18 protein-coding genes and 2 pseudogenes are annotated in these 21,072 nt (G+C 36.3%); 19 read left to right on the top strand and 1 reads right to left on the bottom strand.

All coding sequences use genetic code 11. The features are described 5' to 3' along the window. Positions 1 to 72 precede the first annotated feature (72 nt). The 15 genes and pseudogenes from WCV66_RS01525 to WCV66_RS01455 all read left to right on the top strand — a co-directional run bounded on the left by WCV66_RS01525 (position 73) and on the right by WCV66_RS01455 (position 13,073). Positions 73 to 429, top strand: coding sequence for a hydrogenase maturation nickel metallochaperone HypA (locus WCV66_RS01525; protein WP_191560419.1), 357 nt, complete (start codon positions 73 to 75; stop codon positions 427 to 429). Beyond that, positions 429 to 1,088: a hydrogenase nickel incorporation protein HypB gene (hypB, locus tag WCV66_RS01520; RefSeq protein ID WP_066333627.1), complete on the top strand. Its 660-nt coding sequence runs from the start codon at positions 429 to 431 to the stop codon at positions 1,086 to 1,088. Before WCV66_RS01525 ends, hypB begins: the two co-directional genes overlap by 1 nt. Further along, positions 1,073 to 3,358: a carbamoyltransferase HypF gene (hypF, locus tag WCV66_RS01515; RefSeq protein WP_338787738.1), complete on the top strand. Its 2,286-nt coding sequence runs from the start codon at positions 1,073 to 1,075 to the stop codon at positions 3,356 to 3,358. The genes hypB and hypF overlap by 16 nt, the downstream gene beginning before the upstream one ends. 34 nt (positions 3,359 to 3,392) lie before the next feature. Further along, positions 3,393 to 3,644 (top strand): HypC/HybG/HupF family hydrogenase formation chaperone, encoded by a 252-nt coding sequence (locus WCV66_RS01510; RefSeq protein WP_338789382.1) that lies wholly within the window; start codon positions 3,393 to 3,395, stop codon positions 3,642 to 3,644. Beyond that, complete coding sequence (gene hypD, locus WCV66_RS01505; RefSeq protein WP_338787737.1) at positions 3,601 to 4,707, top strand: hydrogenase formation protein HypD; 1,107 nt, start codon at positions 3,601 to 3,603, stop codon at positions 4,705 to 4,707. Before WCV66_RS01510 ends, hypD begins: the two co-directional genes overlap by 44 nt. A 5-nt stretch (positions 4,708 to 4,712) precedes the next feature. Next, on the top strand, positions 4,713 to 5,720 hold the full coding sequence (gene hypE / locus WCV66_RS01500) for a hydrogenase expression/formation protein HypE (protein WP_413789624.1): 1,008 nt from the start codon (positions 4,713 to 4,715) through the stop codon (positions 5,718 to 5,720). Between the two features lie 56 nt (positions 5,721 to 5,776). Continuing rightward, positions 5,777 to 6,304, top strand: coding sequence for a cytochrome b5 domain-containing protein (locus tag WCV66_RS01495; protein ID WP_338787736.1), 528 nt, complete (start codon positions 5,777 to 5,779; stop codon positions 6,302 to 6,304). Positions 6,305 to 6,318: 14 nt separating this feature from the next. After that, positions 6,319 to 7,209, top strand: a complete 891-nt coding sequence (locus WCV66_RS01490) for a hydrogenase small subunit (protein WP_338787735.1) — start codon at positions 6,319 to 6,321, stop codon at positions 7,207 to 7,209. Beyond that, on the top strand, positions 7,202 to 8,608 hold the full coding sequence (locus tag WCV66_RS01485; RefSeq protein WP_338787734.1) for a nickel-dependent hydrogenase large subunit: 1,407 nt from the start codon (positions 7,202 to 7,204) through the stop codon (positions 8,606 to 8,608). Before WCV66_RS01490 ends, WCV66_RS01485 begins: the two co-directional genes overlap by 8 nt. Next, positions 8,608 to 9,063 carry a hydrogenase maturation protease gene (locus tag WCV66_RS01480; RefSeq protein WP_338787733.1) on the top strand — a complete coding sequence of 152 codons (456 nt, stop codon included), beginning with the start codon at positions 8,608 to 8,610 and terminating at the stop codon, positions 9,061 to 9,063. The genes WCV66_RS01485 and WCV66_RS01480 overlap by 1 nt, the downstream gene beginning before the upstream one ends. 104 nt (positions 9,064 to 9,167) lie before the next feature. Beyond that, a pseudogene (locus WCV66_RS01475) lies at positions 9,168 to 9,728 on the top strand (cupin domain-containing protein); the annotation flags it as partial. Then, the gene (locus tag WCV66_RS01470; RefSeq protein ID WP_338789380.1) at positions 9,723 to 10,055 is read left to right on the top strand and encodes a DUF5661 family protein; all 333 of its coding nucleotides are present in this window, start codon (positions 9,723 to 9,725) and stop codon (positions 10,053 to 10,055) included. The pseudogene WCV66_RS01475 and the gene WCV66_RS01470, both read left to right, overlap by 6 nt. A 352-nt stretch (positions 10,056 to 10,407) precedes the next feature. Then, positions 10,408 to 10,623, top strand: a complete 216-nt coding sequence (locus tag WCV66_RS01465; RefSeq protein WP_338787732.1) for a recombinase family protein — start codon at positions 10,408 to 10,410, stop codon at positions 10,621 to 10,623. Then, the gene (locus WCV66_RS01460) at positions 10,601 to 11,545 is read left to right on the top strand and encodes a recombinase family protein (RefSeq protein WP_338787731.1); all 945 of its coding nucleotides are present in this window, start codon (positions 10,601 to 10,603) and stop codon (positions 11,543 to 11,545) included. Before WCV66_RS01465 ends, WCV66_RS01460 begins: the two co-directional genes overlap by 23 nt. Positions 11,546 to 11,804: 259 nt before the next feature. Beyond that, positions 11,805 to 13,073, top strand: coding sequence for a mechanosensitive ion channel family protein (locus tag WCV66_RS01455; RefSeq protein WP_338787730.1), 1,269 nt, complete (start codon positions 11,805 to 11,807; stop codon positions 13,071 to 13,073). A gap of 460 nt (positions 13,074 to 13,533) precedes the next feature. Here the strand turns inward: WCV66_RS01455 and WCV66_RS01445 are convergent. Then, positions 13,534 to 13,733, bottom strand: a pseudogene (locus tag WCV66_RS01445) (tyrosine-type recombinase/integrase); the annotation flags it as partial. On the opposite strand from WCV66_RS01445, the gene WCV66_RS01440 reads away from it, so the two are divergent. From WCV66_RS01440 to WCV66_RS01425, 4 genes are all read left to right on the top strand, one after another. After that, positions 13,692 to 13,907: a hypothetical protein gene (locus WCV66_RS01440; RefSeq protein WP_338789575.1), complete on the top strand. Its 216-nt coding sequence runs from the start codon at positions 13,692 to 13,694 to the stop codon at positions 13,905 to 13,907. The pseudogene WCV66_RS01445 and the gene WCV66_RS01440 overlap by 42 nt on opposite strands. Before the next feature lie 1,131 nt (positions 13,908 to 15,038). After that, positions 15,039 to 16,073, top strand: coding sequence for a LacI family DNA-binding transcriptional regulator (locus WCV66_RS01435; protein WP_338787729.1), 1,035 nt, complete (start codon positions 15,039 to 15,041; stop codon positions 16,071 to 16,073). Positions 16,074 to 16,276: 203 nt separating this feature from the next. Beyond that, positions 16,277 to 19,414, top strand: coding sequence for a glycoside hydrolase family 2 TIM barrel-domain containing protein (locus WCV66_RS01430; protein WP_338787728.1), 3,138 nt, complete (start codon positions 16,277 to 16,279; stop codon positions 19,412 to 19,414). A 747-nt stretch (positions 19,415 to 20,161) separates the two neighbouring features. Continuing rightward, on the top strand, positions 20,162 to 21,058 hold the full coding sequence (locus WCV66_RS01425) for an ABC transporter permease (RefSeq protein ID WP_413789653.1): 897 nt from the start codon (positions 20,162 to 20,164) through the stop codon (positions 21,056 to 21,058). The last annotated feature ends 14 nt before the right edge of the window (positions 21,059 to 21,072 follow it).

Raw genomic sequence — 21,072 nt, 5'->3', positions numbered from 1 at the left:
GAAATAAAGCGGTCTATTTAATAAAGCTAAGCATAAACATTTAGGAGAGATAATAATAGAAGGGTGTTAAGCATGCATGAGATGTCGCTTATGTCAGAGATTATTAAAATAGTTTCAGAAGATGCTAGACTACATGGTTTTAACAAAGTGGATAAAATAGACGTGATTGTCGGTGATTTATCAAATGTACTGCCTGATGCTCTAGAGTTAGCATTTTTGCATTTTCGGAAACAAGGATTAGGCATTCTAGATGAAAATACGAAATTACATTTTATACGTGAAGTTGCGAAAGCAAAATGTCAAAGGTGTCTGTTAGAGTTTACCCCCGACTATAGAATAGCACTATGTCCCAAGTGTGGACTAGCAAATTGTATACTCGTTTCCGGTGAAACCTTTAGGGTTGAATCATACGAAGGAAGTGATGAATAGTGAAAATTAAGCTGCAAGAAGATGTGTTAAAAGATCAAAACTTGGCTGCTGCATTCAATAGAGAAACCTTTAAAAAAACCCATACTCTTGTCATTAACTTAATGAGCTCTCCAGGAGCGGGTAAAACGACTTTACTTGAAGAAACAATGAAAGTGTTAAGGGATGAGTTTCATATGGCTGTGATTGAAGGTGATTTAGCAACGGAGAGGGATGCAGAAAGATTACGTCTTCTAGGAATCAAAACGGTTCAAATCAATACGGTAGGAGGCTGTCACCTTGATGCAAGGATGATTGCAAAAACATTACCAGAATTTGACCTAGAATCGGTCGATATTCTTTTTATCGAGAATATTGGGAATTTAGTTTGCCCATCTGGTTACGATTTAGGACAAGATTATAAAGTGGTGGTTTTAAGTGTTCCTGAAGGAAATGATAAAATCCCGAAATATCCTGTCATGTTTAGACGTACAGATGTAACCATCATTAATAAAATCGACCTCCTACCTTATGTATCTTTCAATTTAGAAGAAGCGATAAGAAATTTACAAGAAATTAATCCACAAGCGCAATTGAAAGCATTATCCGCCAAAACGGGTGAAGGGATGGAAGAATGGATCAATTGGATAAAGGATGCTTATCGTCAATGTACAAAGCGATAAAAGTAATCGTGAAAGGGAAGGTGCAGGGAGTTGGTTTTCGCCCATTTATCTACAATCTTTCAAAAAAATATCATCTCAATGGATCAGTCCAAAATAATTTCGATAGGGTCGTCATCATTGCAGAAGGAGAAGAAAGGCTGGTAAAGAAAATGGTGGACGAAATCAAAAAGTCTCCGCCTAAATTGGCGAAAATTAATGAGATCAACATTCATCAAATTCCACTCGCTCATTATAAAGAATTTACGATTATTCCCAGCGTGAAAAACGGAAGGTCTATTCCCTGGATACCTGCGGATGCGGCGATTTGTGAAAAATGTTTGGAGGAAATGAACGACCCATATAATCGACGTTTTCACTATCCATTTATTAATTGCACTCAATGCGGACCGCGCTATACGATTATCAGTCGTCTTCCATATGATCGTTCAAATACGACAATGAAGGAATTTACTATGTGCCTTGATTGTGAAGTGGAGTATGAAGATCCATGGAATCGGCGGCACCATGCTCAGCCTATTTGTTGTTCAGATTGTGGACCAACACTTACGCTTTATAACCAAGGTGGGAAAACATTGGCTGAAAATCAATCAGCCATTACGCAAACGGTTGATCTAATCAAAAAAGGAAAGATTGTGGCCATTAAAGGAATAGGTGGCTTCCATTTAGCTTGTGATGCTTATCAAGAGAAGGTAGTTGACCAATTAAGACTTAGAAAGAAACGACCACAGAAACCGTTGGCGATCATGGTTAAATCTATAGAGGTGGCAAGAAATCTTTGTTTTATTTCCAGCCAAGAAGAAAACCTCCTAACGAGCCCTGAAATGCCGATTGTTATTTTAAAAAGAAAAAGAGAGGGAGTAGTACCACCAAATATTTCTCCCGGTTTATCGACTATTGGGGTGATGCTGCCTTATACGCCTTTACATCATCTTTTATTTGAAAATCATAAATTAGAATGTATCGTGATGACGAGTGCTAATCCTTCTGGTCTGCCCATGTTATATAGTGATGATCATTTAGAACACCTACAAAACATATGTGATAACATCTTAACTCATAACCGTAAAATTGATTTTCCCATTGATGATTCCGTTGTTCAATGTGATGCAGAAAATGCGATATTTGTACGGCGTGCTAGAGGATTTGTTCCAGAGCCGCTTAAAACAACATCCAATGTGGATCATATTATTGCATTAGGTGGAAACCAAAAGAATACATTTTCTGTTGGAAAACAGAATAACATTGTCATGAGTCCTCACGTAGGTAATTTAGAAAACGAAGAAATGATTGACTCTTTTGAAGAACAACTCCATCATTATAAAGAATTTCTAGGGGTTAAAGAAAAATATATGGCTATCGACAAGCACCCATTATACGCATCCACTTCTATTGCAACAAAACTTAACCGTAAAATCATATCCATTCAACACCACCATGCACACCATGTATCTTGTATGGAAGATAACGGTCTTAACGAACCTTGTTTAGGGATTATATTAGATGGTACAGGATACGGAGAAGACGGAAATATTTGGGGATTTGAATTTCTATATGGAGATGCAAAATATTTTGAACGATTGGCTCATCTGAAATACACTCCTCTTCCAGGTGGAGAAAGAGCCGTGAAAGAACCGTGGAGAAATGCAGTGGGGATGCTGCTTTATTACTGGCCACAAGAGGGAAAAGAATTATGTATGGAACTTTTTCCTGAGAGATTAACAGAAATAAACATGATGGAACAAATGATTGTCCATCAGATGAATACGCCTATGGCTGGAACATGTGGCCGATTGTTTGATGCCGTTAGTGCCATACTAGGAATCTGTTCGATATCAACGTATGAAGGGGAAGCTGCGATTAAATTATCTGATTATATGAATAGAACCAAACTAGAAAGTACGGGTAAGATGTACTCATTTCATTTAAAAACAAACACTGCATCTCAACTTCAACTTGACTTATCACCTATGATTTATCAAATCATTCAAGATAAACTCCAACAACAATCCATTCCTGCAATCATACAGAAATTCCATACCACATTGGTGTCTTGCTGTGTACAGATGATTTTAAAACTATTGAGGAATAGACCGGAATTAAATAGAACGGTCGTCCTATCAGGAGGGTCCTTCCAGAATGTTTTTCTTGCCAGGGAGATTCAGAAAGGTCTTCAAAAAGAAGGATTTAACGTATATACACATAGACAAGTCCCATGTCACGACGGAGGCTTATCACTAGGACAAATTATCATTGCTGCTCATCAGTTGTAAGGATAATAAAAGAAAATGAAGGGGCTGAATGGATTTGTGCTTAGGAGTACCGGCTAAAGTTATTGAAATTGAAGGGCAAACAGCTCTAGTAGATGTGATGGGTTCGAGGATGTATGTAGGGATCTTTTTTGTTCCAGAGGTTAGGATAGATGATTATGTTTTACTCCATGCTGGGCAGGCCATGACCATAGTGGATGAGGAATTTGCCAAGGAAAGTATAGAAGAATGGAGGAATGTGTTAGATGGTAAACATGGAACTTTTTTCGGAACCGACCTTAACTCGTGAGTCAGTAGAGGCTGTTATCGATTTAGCGAAGAAATTTAAAAAAGAAAAAGGTAGAATCCCGGTATTTATGGAGGTATGTGGTTCACATACGATGGCCTTAGCCAAAACAGGAATAAAAACTAGATTGAAAGATTATGTACACCTTATTGCTGGGCCGGGATGTCCTGTATGTGTCACAGATCAAAAGTCGATCGATGCGATGATTCAATTATCAGAAGAGTCTAACACGATTCTTTGTACATTTGGCGATATGATGCGTGTTCCTGGTTCTAAATTTACCCTAATGAAAGCGAAAACAGATGGAAAGGATATCAGAGTCGTTTACTCTCCGTTAGATAGTGTGAAAATAGCAGAAGAAAATCCAGATAAGGAAGTCATTTTTTTAGGAATTGGATTTGAAACAACGATTCCAATTCTCGCTCTTGCTGTTAGAGAGGCAACAAGAAAGGAGTTAAAGAATTATTCGATATGGATGACAACAAAATTGGTGGAACCTGTTTTAAGAGTCCTTCTTAGTTCAGGAGATGTAAAACTTGATGGATTTCTTTTACCTGGTCAGGTTTCCATTGTTATAGGAAAACAGAGCTACCGTTATTTAGCGGAAGAATTTGATATTTCGGGTGTCATTACTGGATTTGAACCCGTTCAGTTACTCAGTGGGATTTATAAGCTGCTGCATCTTCAGCTGGAAAAAAAGGTTAAAATCATCAATGATTATACATATGTTGTAAGAGATGAAGGAAATGCAGCTGCTCAATGTTTAATGGAAGAATATTTAGAAGCGGATGACGAAGCATGGAGAGGGATGGGGACCATTCCTAAAAGTGGATTAGTACTTAAAGAACAATATGCGCAATACGATGCAAAAAAGAAATTTAACATTTTGGTAGGTGAGCCGAGAGTAACCAAATGCCGATGCGGTGAAATCGTTCGAGGATTAATTACACCAGAAGAGTGTGTGCTGTTTAATAAAGGTTGTACTCCCACCCACCCTATTGGTCCTTGTATGGTATCAACAGAAGGAACCTGTGCGGCACATTATCAATTCATGAGGGAGGTGTAACCATAGTGCAGCGAATTAGTCTAGCTCATGGAGAAGGTGGAGAATTAACACACCAACTGATACAAGAGATCTTCATTCAATCATTTGGACATTCAGAGCAAACACAGTTTGATTCTGCCATTCTTGCCATTCCTTCACAAACAATCGCTGTAACAACAGATAGTTACGTGGTAAAACCTATTTTCTTTCCAGGTGGAAATATAGGGAAACTGGCGATCACAGGAACAGTGAACGATTTAGCTGTAAGTGGTGCTATTCCTCACGTGATAACTTCCGGATTTATTATCGAAGAAGGGTTTCCAATAAAAAGTCTAAAAGAGATTGTCAACACGATGGCATGGGAAGCAGAAAGAGCCGGGGTAAACATCATCGCCGGTGATACAAAAGTAGTCGAAAAGGGGAGTGTGGATGGCCTATTTATTAATACGACAGGGATCGGTGTAATGCAAAAACAACATCGATTGAAACCTGAAGCGATTCGAGAAGGAGATTCCGTAATCATTAGTGGAACAATCGGGGATCATGGGGTCGCAATTTTGAGTGCACGTAACGAGCTTGGGTTGCTAACAGATGTTAAGAGTGATTGTGCATCATTAAACCACCTGATACATGAACTCTTGGAGGAAATCAAAGGGATTCGGATCATGCGGGATCCGACAAGGGGTGGCTTAGCCACAGCACTAGTAGAACTATGTGAAGACTTTCGTATTACAGTTGAAGTAGATGAAGCTTCAGTTCCAGTACGTAAGGATGTTCAAGGTGCCTGTGATATTTTGGGTTATGATCCTCTTTATCTAGCAAATGAAGGGAAAGTAGTGATCATCGTGGATTCAAATGATAAACAAAAGGCGCTTGATATCTTGAAGAATCATGAGATGGGAAAGGATGCAAGTGTGATTGGTCAAATTACTTCCTGTCATATTCAATCAGGGAAATTACTTTTAAAAACAGCTGTTGGCACAACAAGAAGACTTAATCGCCTGTCTGGCCAGCTTTTGCCTAGAATTTGTTAAATCATTTTGATATGGAAGCATAGGATAGGAGGAAACCGCCTAAAGGGGAGAACATCATGAATAACATCGAAATGATTAGAATGCAAATAAATTATCTTGTTACACAAGCCCGTCATGATATCTATACGTTATCTACATTGAGTGACACTTCCATGAAGCCGCAAATTCTTCAACGGTTATGGGATGCACTATCTACTATCCATTTTCTGAGTGATTGGCTGGCAAATCAAGCTAAGACTAGTTCTCATAATTTATCTTCTCAACCATCTATTCCAGGTCTTTCAGGGGCATTATATCAGTCACAAATTCCTCCCATTACTCCTTTACCCACTCCACCTATATCACTGTCTAATCAACGTACGTTTACTATTGGAGAATTGGCCACATTTACTGGGAAAAATGGGAGGCCTGCTTATGTTGCGGTCAATGGCATTGTCTATGATGTGACTAACAACCGGGCCTGGGCTGCTGCTACCCACTTTGGCTTAATTGCAGGCAAAGATTATACGCAGGAATTTGCTTCTTGTCATGCTGGGCAACAATCAATCTTAGCAGCACTACCCGTTGTAGGGAGGTTGGTTTAATGGAAGGACAAATTTTGCCGCCAGAATCTTTAACAAATGAAGCCATTGCGGAAAGGTTAACAAGTACGGCACTAAAGAGCCTTAAAAAGGGGACTATTAAGAAAAAAAAACTGATTTATTTAGAATTAAATGGTTGTTCCGGTAATATCATTTCCTTGTTAAACGGGCAGAATCCCGACTTTGAGTACACGTTAAATTCGATGGTTGATCTTAAGTTTTGCAATAGTTTAATGGCTGCTGAAGGAGAGCGGGCCATCGAGAAACTAATAAAGGCGATGGACGAAGAGTATATTTTAGCAGTTGAAGGAGCTGTGGCGTTAAAAAATAATGGTTTATACAATATTATCGGCAACTGGCAAGGAAAGCCTCTTACAGGCCTTCAAGCAGCACAGATGCTCGGAGAAAAGGCTTCACATATTTTTGCAGTGGGGGCTTGTGCCACACATGGAGGGGTATCAGCAGCAAAACCCAATCCATCCCAATCTGTTGGGCTGCAACAGGTCCTGCCAAACAAGAAGATGATTAAACTTCCCGGATGTCCTGTTCATCCAGACTGGTTTTTAGGGACATTAGCGCATCTTTTATTATATGGGGAGCCGGAAACAGATAACCTAGACCGGCCTTTAATGTTCTATAGCACGCTTATCCATGATCGTTGTCCAAGAAGGCCGTTTTTTGACCGTGGGATTTTTGCTGAAAAATTAGGGGATAAAACATGTTTATTTAAGCTTGGATGCCGAGGCCCTGTGACGAGAGTGGATTGTCCGACAAGGCAATGGAATGGTCATGTGAATTGGCCGATAGGAGATAATACGCCATGCATTGGCTGTGCTCAGTTTGGGTTTCCAGATGCCATGGCGCCGTTCATTAGCTATGACACGACAAGGGTGGTGAAGAATGAGTAAGAGAATCGTGATTAATCCGTTGACACGTATTAGCGGTTTTATGGAAATTGATGTGGTGATCGACCAGAATCAAGTTGTTGATGTCAAAACAAAAGGAAACTTATTTCGCGGCTTTGAGCAAATGTTAGTAGGCAGAAGTCCGTTCGATGCCGTTTATTTTACTCAGCGAATATGCGGCATTTGCTCTGCAGCCCACTCCATGGCTTCATCCCGTGCTTTAGAAGATGCTTTAAACATTGAACCGATGGAACAAGGAAAATATTTACGAGACATCATCCATTGTTGTGAGTTTTTACAAAATCATATCCGCCATTTTTATCAGTATACTGTTCCTGACTTTGTAAAGATTGAACAAAACTCTCTTTTCCAGTCCGACCATGACGACTTTCGATTACCCAAAAACATTAATGACCGGATCACACAGCATTATTTTGATTCCCTCAAGTTCAGTCGTTTAGCTCACGAGATGTTAGCTGTTTTAGGCGGGAAAGCTCCCCATAATCATGGGGTTTTTATTGGAGGGATAACCACACAGGCAACAGCAGAGAAAGTCGTTCATATCGATTCTATTTTGGATAAAATATCCAAATTTATTGATGAAAAAATGATCCCGGATGTATATGACATTGCGCGCTTCTATTCAGACTATTTTCGCATGGGCGGAGGGTATGGCAACCTTTTAACCTACGGGGCTTTTAACCATTATAAGGAGTTAGGCACACTATATGTGGATTCGCTTGTATCCACAATGGAATCTGTTGAAGCATTTGATGAAAGTAAAATTCAAGAAAAAATAGATTACTCCTATTTCAACTCAATAAATAACAGCAATCAACCAAATGAGGCAGTGACAGAGCCGGATATGGACAAAGAAAAAGCCTATTCCTGGGTGAAGGCACCAAGATATAAGGGTCTCCCTTTTGAGGTCGGCCCGTTGGCAAGATTAATATTAAGTGGAGCGTATAACAACGGAATTTCCGCTATGGATCGAACGATTGCCAGAGCATTAGAAGCAAAGAAAATCACAGAAATTATGAAAATATTACTTCTGCAAATCATTCCAGGAGTAGATGTGCAAAAAAAATATGAACTTCCAGAATTAGCATCTGGAAGGGGGTTAGTGGATACAACGAGAGGGGCACTAGGCCATTGGCTAAAGATTCGAGATAAGAAAATCTCCTTCTATCAAATCATTACTCCTTCCACATGGGATTTTTCAACTAGGGATGATAATGGCTATAGAGGTACTGCTGAAGAAGCTTTAGTCGGTACACCCATTCAGAATCCAGATAAACCTGCGGAAATTGGCAGAATTCTTCGTTCTTTTGATCCGTGTATGTCATGTGCGACTCATGTATATAGTCCAGGTAAACAAGTAAAAACGATAAAGGTGTTTTAATGGAAAAAATACTCGTTTTAGGTATTGGCAATATATTAATGATGGATGATGGAATTGGAATTGATCTAATTGAGCAACTATCCAAGCTGAATCGTACACCTCATGTATCTTTTTTGATTGGGGAATCAGATATTGATTACTGCATGGATCAAATAATGAACGCTACATTTGTATTCATTGTGGATGCTGTATTTTCAGGAAACGAACCAGGGGAGCTTACCGTTTATCCACTTGCCAATTTACATGAATATCAAACTTTAGACATCTCAGCGCATAACTTTCACTTGTTTCAATCATTGTATCAACAGAAAGAATCAATAAAGGGGTATCTCATAGGAGTGGAACCTTATGAGATCAGGTTCCATATTGGATTAAGCAAAACTTTAAGAGAAAAATGGAAAACGATTTTACAAGATGTATCACAGACTATTGATAGCTTGATTGCTAAGAATTGAGTGTGTTATATAGATCTTCAGATTATAAGTTAAAATAAATAGAAGAACATTCCCTAAGCATAGGCATATGATGTTTTTGTATATCTGTGAAGGGAATGAAAAAAATGTACAATGTCCCTAGTATGTATCCATATCAAAATCAATATCATTATTATGTTAATGCACCAATGCATAACTATGAAAGACAGTCTGTTTACAGGAATATTCCTAATGGTACTAACCAATATGGTTTTAAAGATTATGGACCAGAACCATTTGTAGTTAATATCAATGAGGCTACGAAGCGAAACAAAACCTATCGTACCGCTTTATGGACAGGGAATCGTTTGCAAGTTACTTTAATGAGTCTCAATGTTGGCGAAGATATCGGTTTGGAAATGCATCCTGACGTTGATCAGTTCTTACGTATTGAACAAGGACAGGGAATTGTTCACATGGGCAAGAGTAAAGATAATTTTGACTTTGAAAGAAATGTCTATGACGATTTTGCAATAATGATACCTGCTGGAACATGGCATAATCTAACCAACACAGGTAATATTCCGCTAAAACTTTACTCGATTTACGCTCCTCCTAACCATCCATTTGGTACTGTCCATGTTACCAAATCAGATGCAGTAGCTGCGGAAAAAGCCTACGGTCATCGCAATGAAAAAAATATAACTACAAAAAATTCAAATATATTTAGACCAGAAAATATTAATACAACTAATTCAAACATCTCTAAAACTAGCTTTTCTAAAGAGGAAGCAGCAGCAATAGCTTTACTTTTAGGCATTGATTTTACCAAGAGTAAATTTGATTTAAATGAGTTTTGGATGGGAGTAAATACAGAACTTGAACATGGAAGAAAATACAATCTGACAAATGTTACTGCGGATGAACCTATCACTACTGGAAAAATTGCATTGGCTCATCTCAACGAATTTCCTGATTATTATAAAAGGTTAAAAGTGCTTGAGGAAGAAGCAAAAGCGTATTGGAACAAATAATATACCAGATAAAAAAGGTCAAGCAGAAATCTGGTTGACCTTTAGTTTAAGAAAGATTGCAATTTATTATTTCCACCTTAATTGATTAAAAAAACAAAAACCAATAAGAAGGAAAGGAGCACGCGGCAATGCGTGTTTTTTAATTATATTTCTAGTCAATCAAAACGGTAAATAAATGTCGCGCATTTAGCTGGTTGGATGCTTGTTGGTCACAGTTGTTATAATATTCTTTAAATAATAAAAAATATATTTATGTCTAGTAATCCAATTTTAAATACCTATATATTGAGTTAATTTTTAAAAACAACTTTTCTATAACTTTATCGCTGAAAAACAATGGGAACTGTATGAAATGTATGTCGATGTGGAAAGTGGTACAACAGATAAGCGAGTTTCATTTAAAAGGATGAATGACGATGCTGAGAAAGGTAAATTCGATTGTATACTTGCAAAAGAATTGTCCCGTATAGCCAGAAATGGTGAGTTGGCTTATAAGATTAAAAGAGTACTACTATCCAATAACATCCACTATATTACATTAGATGGTGCCATTAACAGTCGGATGTGAATCCATTGCAAGAAAACTGGATGAAGGGGGATACCCAACTCCGGCCAGTATAGCAGGAAAGAAAAATGCTGGACAGTTTTGGCATGGCTCTTCAATTAAAACCATATTAAAAAATCCTCATTATATAGGTGATTTAGTACAGGGACGGACAAGAGTACGTAGTGTAGTAGATAAAACGAGAGATGAAGTTGCGGAAGAGAATTGGATAGTAATTAAAAATACTCATGAACCAATTATATCAAAAGAAGAATTTGAATCAGTACAAAATATAATGAAAAGCAGATATACGAAGCGTCCAAAAGCCAAAATTCATCTTTTTACTAATGTAATCTACTGTGAGGATTGTGGTACAGGGTTATGGTTTTTGAAAAATCGAAATGGTTATGTGTGCGGGAGATTTAAAAAACATGGTGTGAATGCATGTAGCAGTCATAGCGTGAAAGAACAATATATTAAAGAAAAAGTATTAGATGATTTAAAAAATCTGATTTCAGCTTCGGTCGATGAAAAAGATTTACTTAAAAAGGTTCAACCACAAATCAAGAAGCAAGAACAAACATTCTATAAAGGAATAGAAATCAGGGAAAACAAAATTGCAGAGTTGAAAAAGAAAAATAAGAAATTTCTAAAGTTGTTAGCGAATGAAGTAATAGAAAAAGTTGATTATGATGAAGCGATTAATGAAAATAGAAATGTAATAAAAAAGCTACAATCAGAAATTCTTGAAAAGAAGGATATGTTAAAACGATACACAAAAAGTACAGAGATGGTTCAAAAAGTCCCAAATGAGCTAAAGAAGCTTATAAATATAAATGATATAACGCCGGAGTTACTTCATAAGCTTATTCATAAAATTGAGGTGAAGGAAAACAAGGATCTTATTATCCACTACCGTTTTTCTAACCCTTTTATGGTCAATTGAAGTAGTGATCAGTACTCGACACATGTCGAGTGTATCTCGCAGCTCATTTTAAAAGAAGGCAACTAACCCTTGTGGGTGTTGCCTTTTAACGTTTCCTGCAACGTATGAACACTTCCATTTGACTGACCCCAGTAAACTGAAGCGTTACACCTCAGGGGCTAAGGCACCATTTTTTCGTTATTGATAAAGTAGGAATTGACAGTTTAGATACTTTACGCGTAAAGTTGCTTATGATGTAAATTAAAATGGAGGAGAACAGATGCAATTCATTAATAATCTACTTCTGGATATGGAACTAGATCCTAGATTAGTAGAATATCTTTCAATTATAATTAAGATTCTGCTAATAGGGCTTATCTGTATCGTAGCAAATTTTATTTCAAAGAAAATAGTGATCAGGATCATTACTCGTATCGTTACAAACTCCAAATTCAAGTGGGGTACAATCATTTTGGAAAGACAGATTTTTCGAAAGTTATCCCATATTGTTCCTGCGATCATTATTTATTCGTTTTCTTCAACCTTTCCAACCTATCAATCAATTATCGAAAAATTGGCCATTACCTATATCATTATTGTAGGGTTAGTGTTTATTCAATGCTTACTTAATGCACTTAATGATATTTATCAAACCTTTGAAATATCTAGGATTAAGCCTATTAAAGGATATATTCAGGTGATTAACATTATTATCATGACTCTTGGGTTCATCTTAGTTATCTCGAACCTATTAGGGGAGAGTCCTCTTATCTTATTAAGTGGTATTGGTGCTCTCTCGGCAGTTTTGATGTTAGTATTTAAAGATTCGTTATTAGGACTAGTGGCAGGAATTCAGTTAACGGCCAATGATATGGTTCGGGTTGGTGACTGGATTGAAATGCCAAAGTATGGAGCAGATGGTGACGTTATTGATATTTCTTTAAATACCGTAAAGGTTCAAAATGGGGACAAAACGATTACGATGATACCAAGTTATGCCCTTACTGCCGATTCTTTTAGAAACTGGAGAGGGATGCAAAGCTCAGGCGGACGACGAATCAAGCGCCCTTTGTATATAGATACCAGTAGTATCACGTTTTGCACCGACGAAATGCTTGAGAAATTTATACAAGTTCATTACCTTTCAGACTTCATTATTGAAAAGGAAAGGGAAATTACTGAGTACAATGCCAAAAATGAAATAGATAGGAACAATCCTGTGAATGGTAGGGCCCTTACCAATATCGGTGTTTTTAGGGCGTATATCAGCAATTACCTCAAGAATCACCATGGAATCAATCAGAATATGACCGTAATGGTTAGACAACTGGGACATAGTGAATACGGGTTGCCTCTAGAAATTTATGCATTTACCAATGACGTACAGTGGGCAGTGTATGAATCTGTGCAATCTGATATCTTTGACCATCTATTTGCAGTTGCACCAGAGTTTGGACTTAGAGTATTCCAGAATCCATCTGGGGCTGATTTAAGAAACCAGGTAGATGAATCGAGCAACAAAGCCTTGATTGGCGAAAGAAGCTATTGAAATAATCAATCACCGAAACAAACCCGACTGTTTTAAATAACACAGTCGGGTTTTTCTAATTCAAGAGACTACTTTGGTAACCCTTTTTACCTTGCCGTTGTCAATTTTTGTATGTATTCCTCAAACTCAGGCATTTCCGCTTCTCTAGTTATTCTTATGGACAATTCAATATCATAATGATATAAACTAATGCAATCGTATATTCTAGATTAAAATATAAAATAAAGAGTTATTTGCAATTTTTCACAAAAATGACAGTTGTTAACTATAAAAAGCTAAAATATACCCACATATTATAACAGCATTAATTATAGCTCACAAAACACTCACCAACATCCCATTTGTTGCCACATATTCTCTGGACATGAGGAGTGTGTTGCTCGATTAACGTTGAAATCATAAGGTTTTCTGGTTGGCCAAGTTGGATTTGACCACATTTTGCCCACTTAGCCGTTCATTCTCATGAATTCACTGAACTTTTGTGCGCTTTTTTCTCGCATCCTAGTGGGGTAACGTGTGCATAAATATCTCCTGTTATTTTGATGCTAGAATGACCTAATCGTTCTTGAACTTCTTTTAAACTTTTTCAACAGCTTCTAACATTAAAGTTGCATGAGTATGCCTAATATCATGATTTCGTATTTTGGGTACATCAGCTGTGAACTTCAAAAGGTATTAAAAAAACTTGGTGAACTGGATACTAAAGAATATGAACGACACTTAACTAAGGAACAAATTGAATCAGTTTGTGAAAAGATTAATACAAAGAAGCCAGTAACATATACACAACTTGAAGCAAGCAAAAAAGAATGTTTGATAAAATGGGGGAGTTGAGGTGTAAGAACCTCAATAAAAAACATGAGTCATCCTTAATAGAGTTCCTCAAGAAAGGGTTGATCGGCTCTTTTTTTGTGTTTCGTATCGCTGGGTGATATACCTGCAATTAAATCCCTAGAACCTTCATCTTTAAGAAAAGGAAGTTTGATATGCGACATGGTATACATCTGAATGAACGAATATTCTCTTCCAAGAAAGTGGCAGAAGAAGTGGTAGTGCAACACCCACTGTTTAAATGTATGGCCACATTTTAGCGTGAAAAGGACATGAGTTTTAAAAGAGGACAATCCACGTATCTTTGTTCAATCGACATAGGAGCGCTTATAGCGTTACCCGATACGGACAAGTCTCTAGACGAAACAACTAAAACCTTGTGTATCAACAAAAAGAAAGATTAGAAGCAACAAATGAAACAGATATTGCGATACCTGATACAATTGAGTATTTACCCTTTGACTCCAATCAATTTTAAAAAATTACTATTTTTCAAATAACAACAAATTCCCGGGAAATATCTACAAATTATGAGTAAATATCGACAAAAATTAGAAGCATTTATATAAACATTTTTTGCTGATAAGAAAGTAGACATACTATAGAATTCAAATTCTCAATGCTGTTAATTTTGCTCATTGCTTTTTTATCTTCTGTTTTGAAACATATAGATATGAATGAATTGTATTACATCAATTAGTTGAGGGAATTGATGTGAAAGATAATGGCAAAGGGGCTTCCTTGATTCGGAATTCAACACGATGTCGAAAGAAGAAAAATATGATACAGTTGCTTTGTGTAAGTATATGGGGAAACGTCATTTGTCTTGTATAGTAGGGAGTACAGCTTTAAATCTGGGTAACTTAAATTACGTGGTACCTGTTAAAAGATCTAATGTATGGTTTGAAGATAGGGTCATTTCAAAGACTGCAAAATATTGGATGCTTCCCCTCAATTCACCTACTTGAATAAAAATAGCTGCTTAAAACACAGAATATGTAATATTCACCAGTTAGCCCAAGCGGAAATAAAACAAATGTGTTGACTTATGGTTATTATTGCATTTCAATTAGATGAAATAGTTATAATAATCCTTTTTGAATTCAATATAATCATTAGCCATGGGGGAAAGATATGAAAAAAGAGAATATAACAATATATGACATTGCTAAAGAAGCTAATGTATCTCCAGCAACGGTTTCGAGAGTCTTAACCGGAAATGCAAAAGTTCGCCCACAGACAACGCGGAAAATAGTTGATGTGATTGAAAAATATAATTTTAGACCAAATAGTTTAGCAAGAAGCTTATTCCATAAGCAATCGAAAACAATTGGCTTTATTTTACCAGACATAAATCATCCGTTTTTCTCGACATTGGTTCAAAGTAGTGAGGCTCATGCATTGGAATTAGGGTATACAACATTTTTGTGTAATACGAGGAACAACTCAGAAAATGAATCTAAATACTTGCAAAGCTTAGTAGAAAAACAGGTGGATGGGATTATCTATCTTGGTGGGAGAATTAATGATACTGACACTGATCAGGAATATGCAGAAGAAATGAAGACAGTGATGGAAAGAATTCCAGTTGTTTTTGTTAATGGCCAAATGAACGGGGTAGATGCCCATATTGTTAGAACTGATGAAGAGTCAGGGATTGAAAAGCTTGTTGAATTGTTATTAAATTTAAATCATAAAAAGATTGGTTTTCTTGGTGGAAAAGAAGGAATAAGTTCAACTGATGTAAAAAGGAATACATTTGTTAAAATGATGGAAAACAAAGGGATAAGTGTTAACGAAGATTGGGTTTTGGGTACTGGGTTTAGTATTGAATCTGGTGAAGAAGTTGCTGGACAATTGCTCAATCTAAAAGATAGGCCTACAGCGGTTATCTGTGCCAATGATTTTGTTGCGATCGGGGTAATAAAGGTTCTTACCAAATTTGGGTTAACGGTTCCAGATGATGTTTCCGTTGTCGGGTTTGATGATATTTACTTGGCGCAGCATTTTCCACCAGGAATTACGACTGTAAGCCAGAATTATGATCATTTGGGTCAAACTGCTATTAATGTACTTGTGAATTTAATTAATGATAAAGAAGCAGAGAGAGAAACGGTTATTCCAACATCACTTGTATTAAGGGATTCTTGTAGAATATTTTCAGAATAATAAATTAATATTGCTTCTTTTCAAAATTCAAGTTACGATAAAAAAGTAATGGGTTTCGTATTTAAAGGAATATAAATGTATAGTATTCAAACTTACTACACTAGATTTATGTTCTTTTATTCTCGGCAATAATGAAACGGGTTTCAAAATGTATGAGTTGAATGAGAAAGAGAAATATAAATTCATAGAAGAGAGGTATTCTTATGCTCAAACAGTTGAATAAATATAGGTATACTCCACCTGAAAATGGATATCCGGAATGGAATAACAACCCTGAGATTTTTCAGTTGAACAGATTGGATGCTCATGCGACTTTAATGCCGTATAAGACAGTTGAGGAAGCGTTAAAAGGGGATCGAACTTCATCTGAATATTATCAGTCGTTAAATGGAAACTGGAAATTTGCATTTTATGAGAATCCTGAAGTAAGAAATCAAGCCTTTTATAAAGTGGATTATGATACTAGTGAGTGGGATGAGATCAAAGTTCCATCACACTGGCAGTTACAAGGTTATGATTATCCTCAATATACGAATCTTAGATATCCTTGGGAAGGAAAAGAAGATATAAAGCCACCTTTTGCTCCAATAAAGTATAATCCGGTCGGGCAGTATATTCGGAATTTTACAATCTCAGAGGATTGGAAGGAACAACCGGTTTATATTAGTTTTCAAGGAGTAGAGTCAGCTTTTTATGTGTGGGTGAATGGAGAATTTGTTGGATATAGTGAGGATACCTTTACACCGGCAGAATTTGATTTAACACCTTACTTAATTGACGGAGAAAATAAGGTAGCAGTAGAGGTATATCGTTGGTGTGATGCGAGCTGGTTGGAGGACCAGGATTTTTGGAGGATGAGTGGAATCTTTCGAGATGTCTATTTATATTCTACTCCAGAAGTCCATATAAACGATTTCTTTGTGATCTCGGAGTTGGATCATGAATATAAGGATGCTAAATTGAATATCGAAGCAAAAATTAAAAATACGTTTGAGCGGGTAGTTAAAGATTATGCTGTTGAAGCGATTCTCTATGATCAAGAAAATAACCCAGTTTTAGAGGACTCACTTCAATTAAAGGTTGACATGAATAATCAATCCTTTATTTCGATCTATGCGTCAACCGATGTAAAAGCTCCTTTTAAATGGAGTGCAGAGAGTCCATACCTATATACACTTGTTTTAATTTTGAGAAATGAAAGCGGAAACATTATTGAAACAGAAAGCTGTAAGGTAGGATTCCGAACATTTGAAATTAAAGACGGTCTCATGAAAATTAACGGTAGTCGAATTGTCTTCAAGGGTGTAAATCGGCATGAATTTGCATCGGATAAAGGAAGAGCAATTGGCTATGATGATATGATTCATGATATTAAACTAATGAAGCAACATAATATTAATGCAGTCCGTACATCCCATTATCCGAATAATCCGTTGTGGTACGAATTATGTGATCAATATGGTTTGTATGTCATTGATGAAACAAATCTTGAAACACATGGGTCATGGAAGTATGGGCAAAAGGATGAAGGAGATACGGTGCCAGGAAGCAAGGTTGAATGGCAGGAAAACGTACTTGATAGATGTAATTCAATGTTTCAACGTGATAAAAACCATCCTTCGATTATTATTTGGTCGCTTGGAAATGAATCGTTTGGTGGAGATAATTTTATTAAAATGCATGATTTTCTTAAGAAGAATGATCCTACTAGAATTGTTCATTATGAAGGGATTTTTCATTACCGTAAATCAGAAGCAGCTTCAGATATTGAAAGCACCATGTATATAAATCCTGAAGGTGTAAAGAAGTATGCTGAAAATGCAGAAAATCCAAAACCATACATTCTATGCGAGTATAGCCATGCAATGGGAAATTCTTGTGGAAATCTTTACAAATATACAGACTTATTTGAAAAATATCCTATTATTCAAGGTGGATTCATTTGGGACTGGAAGGATCAAGCTTTAGAAACAAAGACGGATGATGGTGTGCCTTACTTAGCCTATGGTGGTGACTTTGGGGAAACACCTCATGATGGGAATTTTTCAGGTAATGGTCTAATTTTTGCTGATGGTACAATTTCGCCAAAGATTATCGAGGTGAAAAAGTGCTATCAGAATGTTCGTTTTACAGCGATTAATATGGAAGAAGGCCATGTTGATGTGGTAAATAACTTTCTGTTTACAGATCTTCAAGAGTTCGAACTAGTTTGGCAGCTAGCAAAAAATGGTGTGTTCATCCAAAAGGGAATCTTAGAAATAGAGGTAGAACCATGTTCCATAAAAACTATTAAACTAGATTACTCTCTTCCAGAGGTCAGTAAACAGTCAGACGAATACATTTTAACTGTTAGCCTACATTTAAAAAAGAGTTTAATTTGGGCTCAGAAGGGTCATGAAGTTGCTTTTGAACAATTTGTGATTCCTACAGTGAAAGCAACATCAGAAAATATTATTCCTGTCAACACACTTAAAATAAAAGTACTTCAAGAAGAAAATTATGTAACAATAAATGGTGCTAGTTTTAATGTTGTTTTTAATAAAAATAATGGAAGCTTAGAATCATATAGTTTCAATGGCGTCTCTCTTATTGAGAAAGAATTAGGTTTAAACTTTTGGCGTGCGATGACTGATAATGACCGTGGGAATAAATTGCATGAACGTAGCTCTGTATGGAGAGAAGCGGGGATGAATAAAGTTCTTACATCATTTTTAGTTGATGAGAAAAATAGTTCGAATACAGTAATTACAACCGAATACAGTTTGCCAACAACAATGTCATCTTGCAAAATCGTTTACACCATTAATGGTGATGGAGAAATACTGATAAACTATGAGTTAAATCCAGGGAATGGCCTTCCTGAGATACCTGAGATTGGAATGATGACAACATTGGATGCCTCGTTCGACACTATCACTTGGTATGGAAAAGGCCCTTATGAAAATTATTGGGATAAAAAGAAGGGTGCAAAAATTGGATTATATACTGGAAAAGTAAAAGATCAATATGTTCCATACTTAAAACCTCAGGAATGTGGAAATAAAACAGGCGTAAGATGGGCATTACTATCCAATCAACAGGGAGTAGGATTAAAAATATCCGGAAGCCCTACAGTTGAGGTGAATGCCTTACCATATACTCCATTTGAGCTTGAGGAACATGATCACGGATATAAATTACCACCTAGTACTAAGACTGTAGTACGGATGAATTATAAACAAATGGGTGTAGGTGGAGATGATAGTTGGGGACAAAAAACACATCCTGAATTCACGCTTTTTGCAAATCAATGTTACTCTTATACGTTTAAGCTTAAGGGAATTAATATAAAAGATATGTAGCAGCTTATTTATCAACCTTTTCACTTTTATCAACCTTTTCACTTTTATCAATTTTGATGGAAGTTACGGTAACTAGATATAAACTTCCGTTGTGTTCCCTTGGATTCTTATTTTTAAACCAAGGGAACATGCATCTATAACAATAATAAATATAGTCCTGAAACCCATTTCAAATAAGCTAAGTGGGATACTAAAAAGGGTCTTAAAAGAATTTATTTGAATAATTTTTAGAATAATATTAATTTTTAGAATAATTGTATTTACTTTTAATGGGCGTCCGAATATAATGAAGTTAAGGTAACCGCTTTCAATAAATAAATCCTAAGAAATTAAAAGAATTACTTAGGTGTTTTGAACAAAAACTGTACATTTGTTTCGAATAAATGAAACCCGTTTCATCTCTCTGCACAAAACCATACATAATAAAATAAGACTAATATAATGTGAAGGTATTGTTTAAATATTATTGAAACCCATTTCATTTTCCTTCTACTTTATAATAGTTTATAACATATATCATCTTCATATAAAAAGTCTTTCATAAAAATAGAAAGCTTTTTTTAGGTAGATAGTATGGTAATAGATAAACAATTTACGAGATCACCTAGTCGCTACATTTTGTAAAGTTGGTTGCTGTTTTCTTAGTCAAGATCATGTTGTTTAGGGGGGAATTATATGAAAACCGTTACAGTGCAATCACAGACACCTATTATTGAAAAACAAGCTAAATTGTCTGTATTTAAAAGAATGTGGAAGAATCGAACCCTTCTTCTTATGTGTATGCCTGCAATTATTTTCTTTGCAATATTTGCTTATCTACCAATGCCGGGACTATATCTTGCATTTGTAAACTATGATTATTCACTTGGAATATTTAATAGCGCTTTCGTAGGGCTTGATAATTTTCGGTTTTTGGTGATGACAGGTGATTTATGGAAGCTAACATTTAATACGATTGCTTATAATCTTGCTTTCATCGTTCTAGGGAATTTCCTGCAAATTGCTGTAGCCATCATGCTGAACGAACTGACAAGTAAATGGTTCAAAAAGGTATCACAAACAATTATGTTTCTTCCACATTTTATTTCTGCAGTTCTTATTGGACTATTAGCCTATAACATACTTAGTTACGATTATGGTGTACTTAATTCATTTTTAAAAATGATTGGCATGGATCCGGTACAGACCTATTCTAATCCGGCGATTTGGCCTTATATTATTGTCATTACTTTCCTATGGCAATCAACAGGTTATGGATCGATCGTCTATTTTGCAGCGATCATGGGTCTTGATAAATCCATTTTGGAAGCAGCGGAAATCGATGGGGCTAATGCTTTCCAGCGTATTAGACATATCATCATTCCTTGGCTTAAGCCAACCTTTATCATTTTACTACTGTTCTCTTTAGGTGGAGTATTAAAAGGAAATTTTGGTTTGTTTTATAACCTAGTGGGTGCTAATAATACAATGCTCTATCCAACCACGGATATTATTGAAACCTACGTGTTCCGAACATTAATGACGAATTTTAACTTTTCATTAGGTAGTGCGGTAAGTTTATACCAGTCTGTTTTTGGATTCCTTATTGTCATTATCGCTAACTGGATTGTTAAAAAGGTTTCACCAGAAAATTCATTGTTTTAAAGGAGGGACGTATT

The sequence above is a fragment of the Metabacillus rhizosphaerae genome, assembly GCF_037201795.1.
Classification (GTDB): domain Bacteria; phylum Bacillota; class Bacilli; order Bacillales; family Bacillaceae; genus Metabacillus; species Metabacillus rhizosphaerae.
The sequence above is the reverse complement of the archived record's forward strand: the minus strand, read 5'-3'. Positions and strand labels throughout refer to the sequence as shown.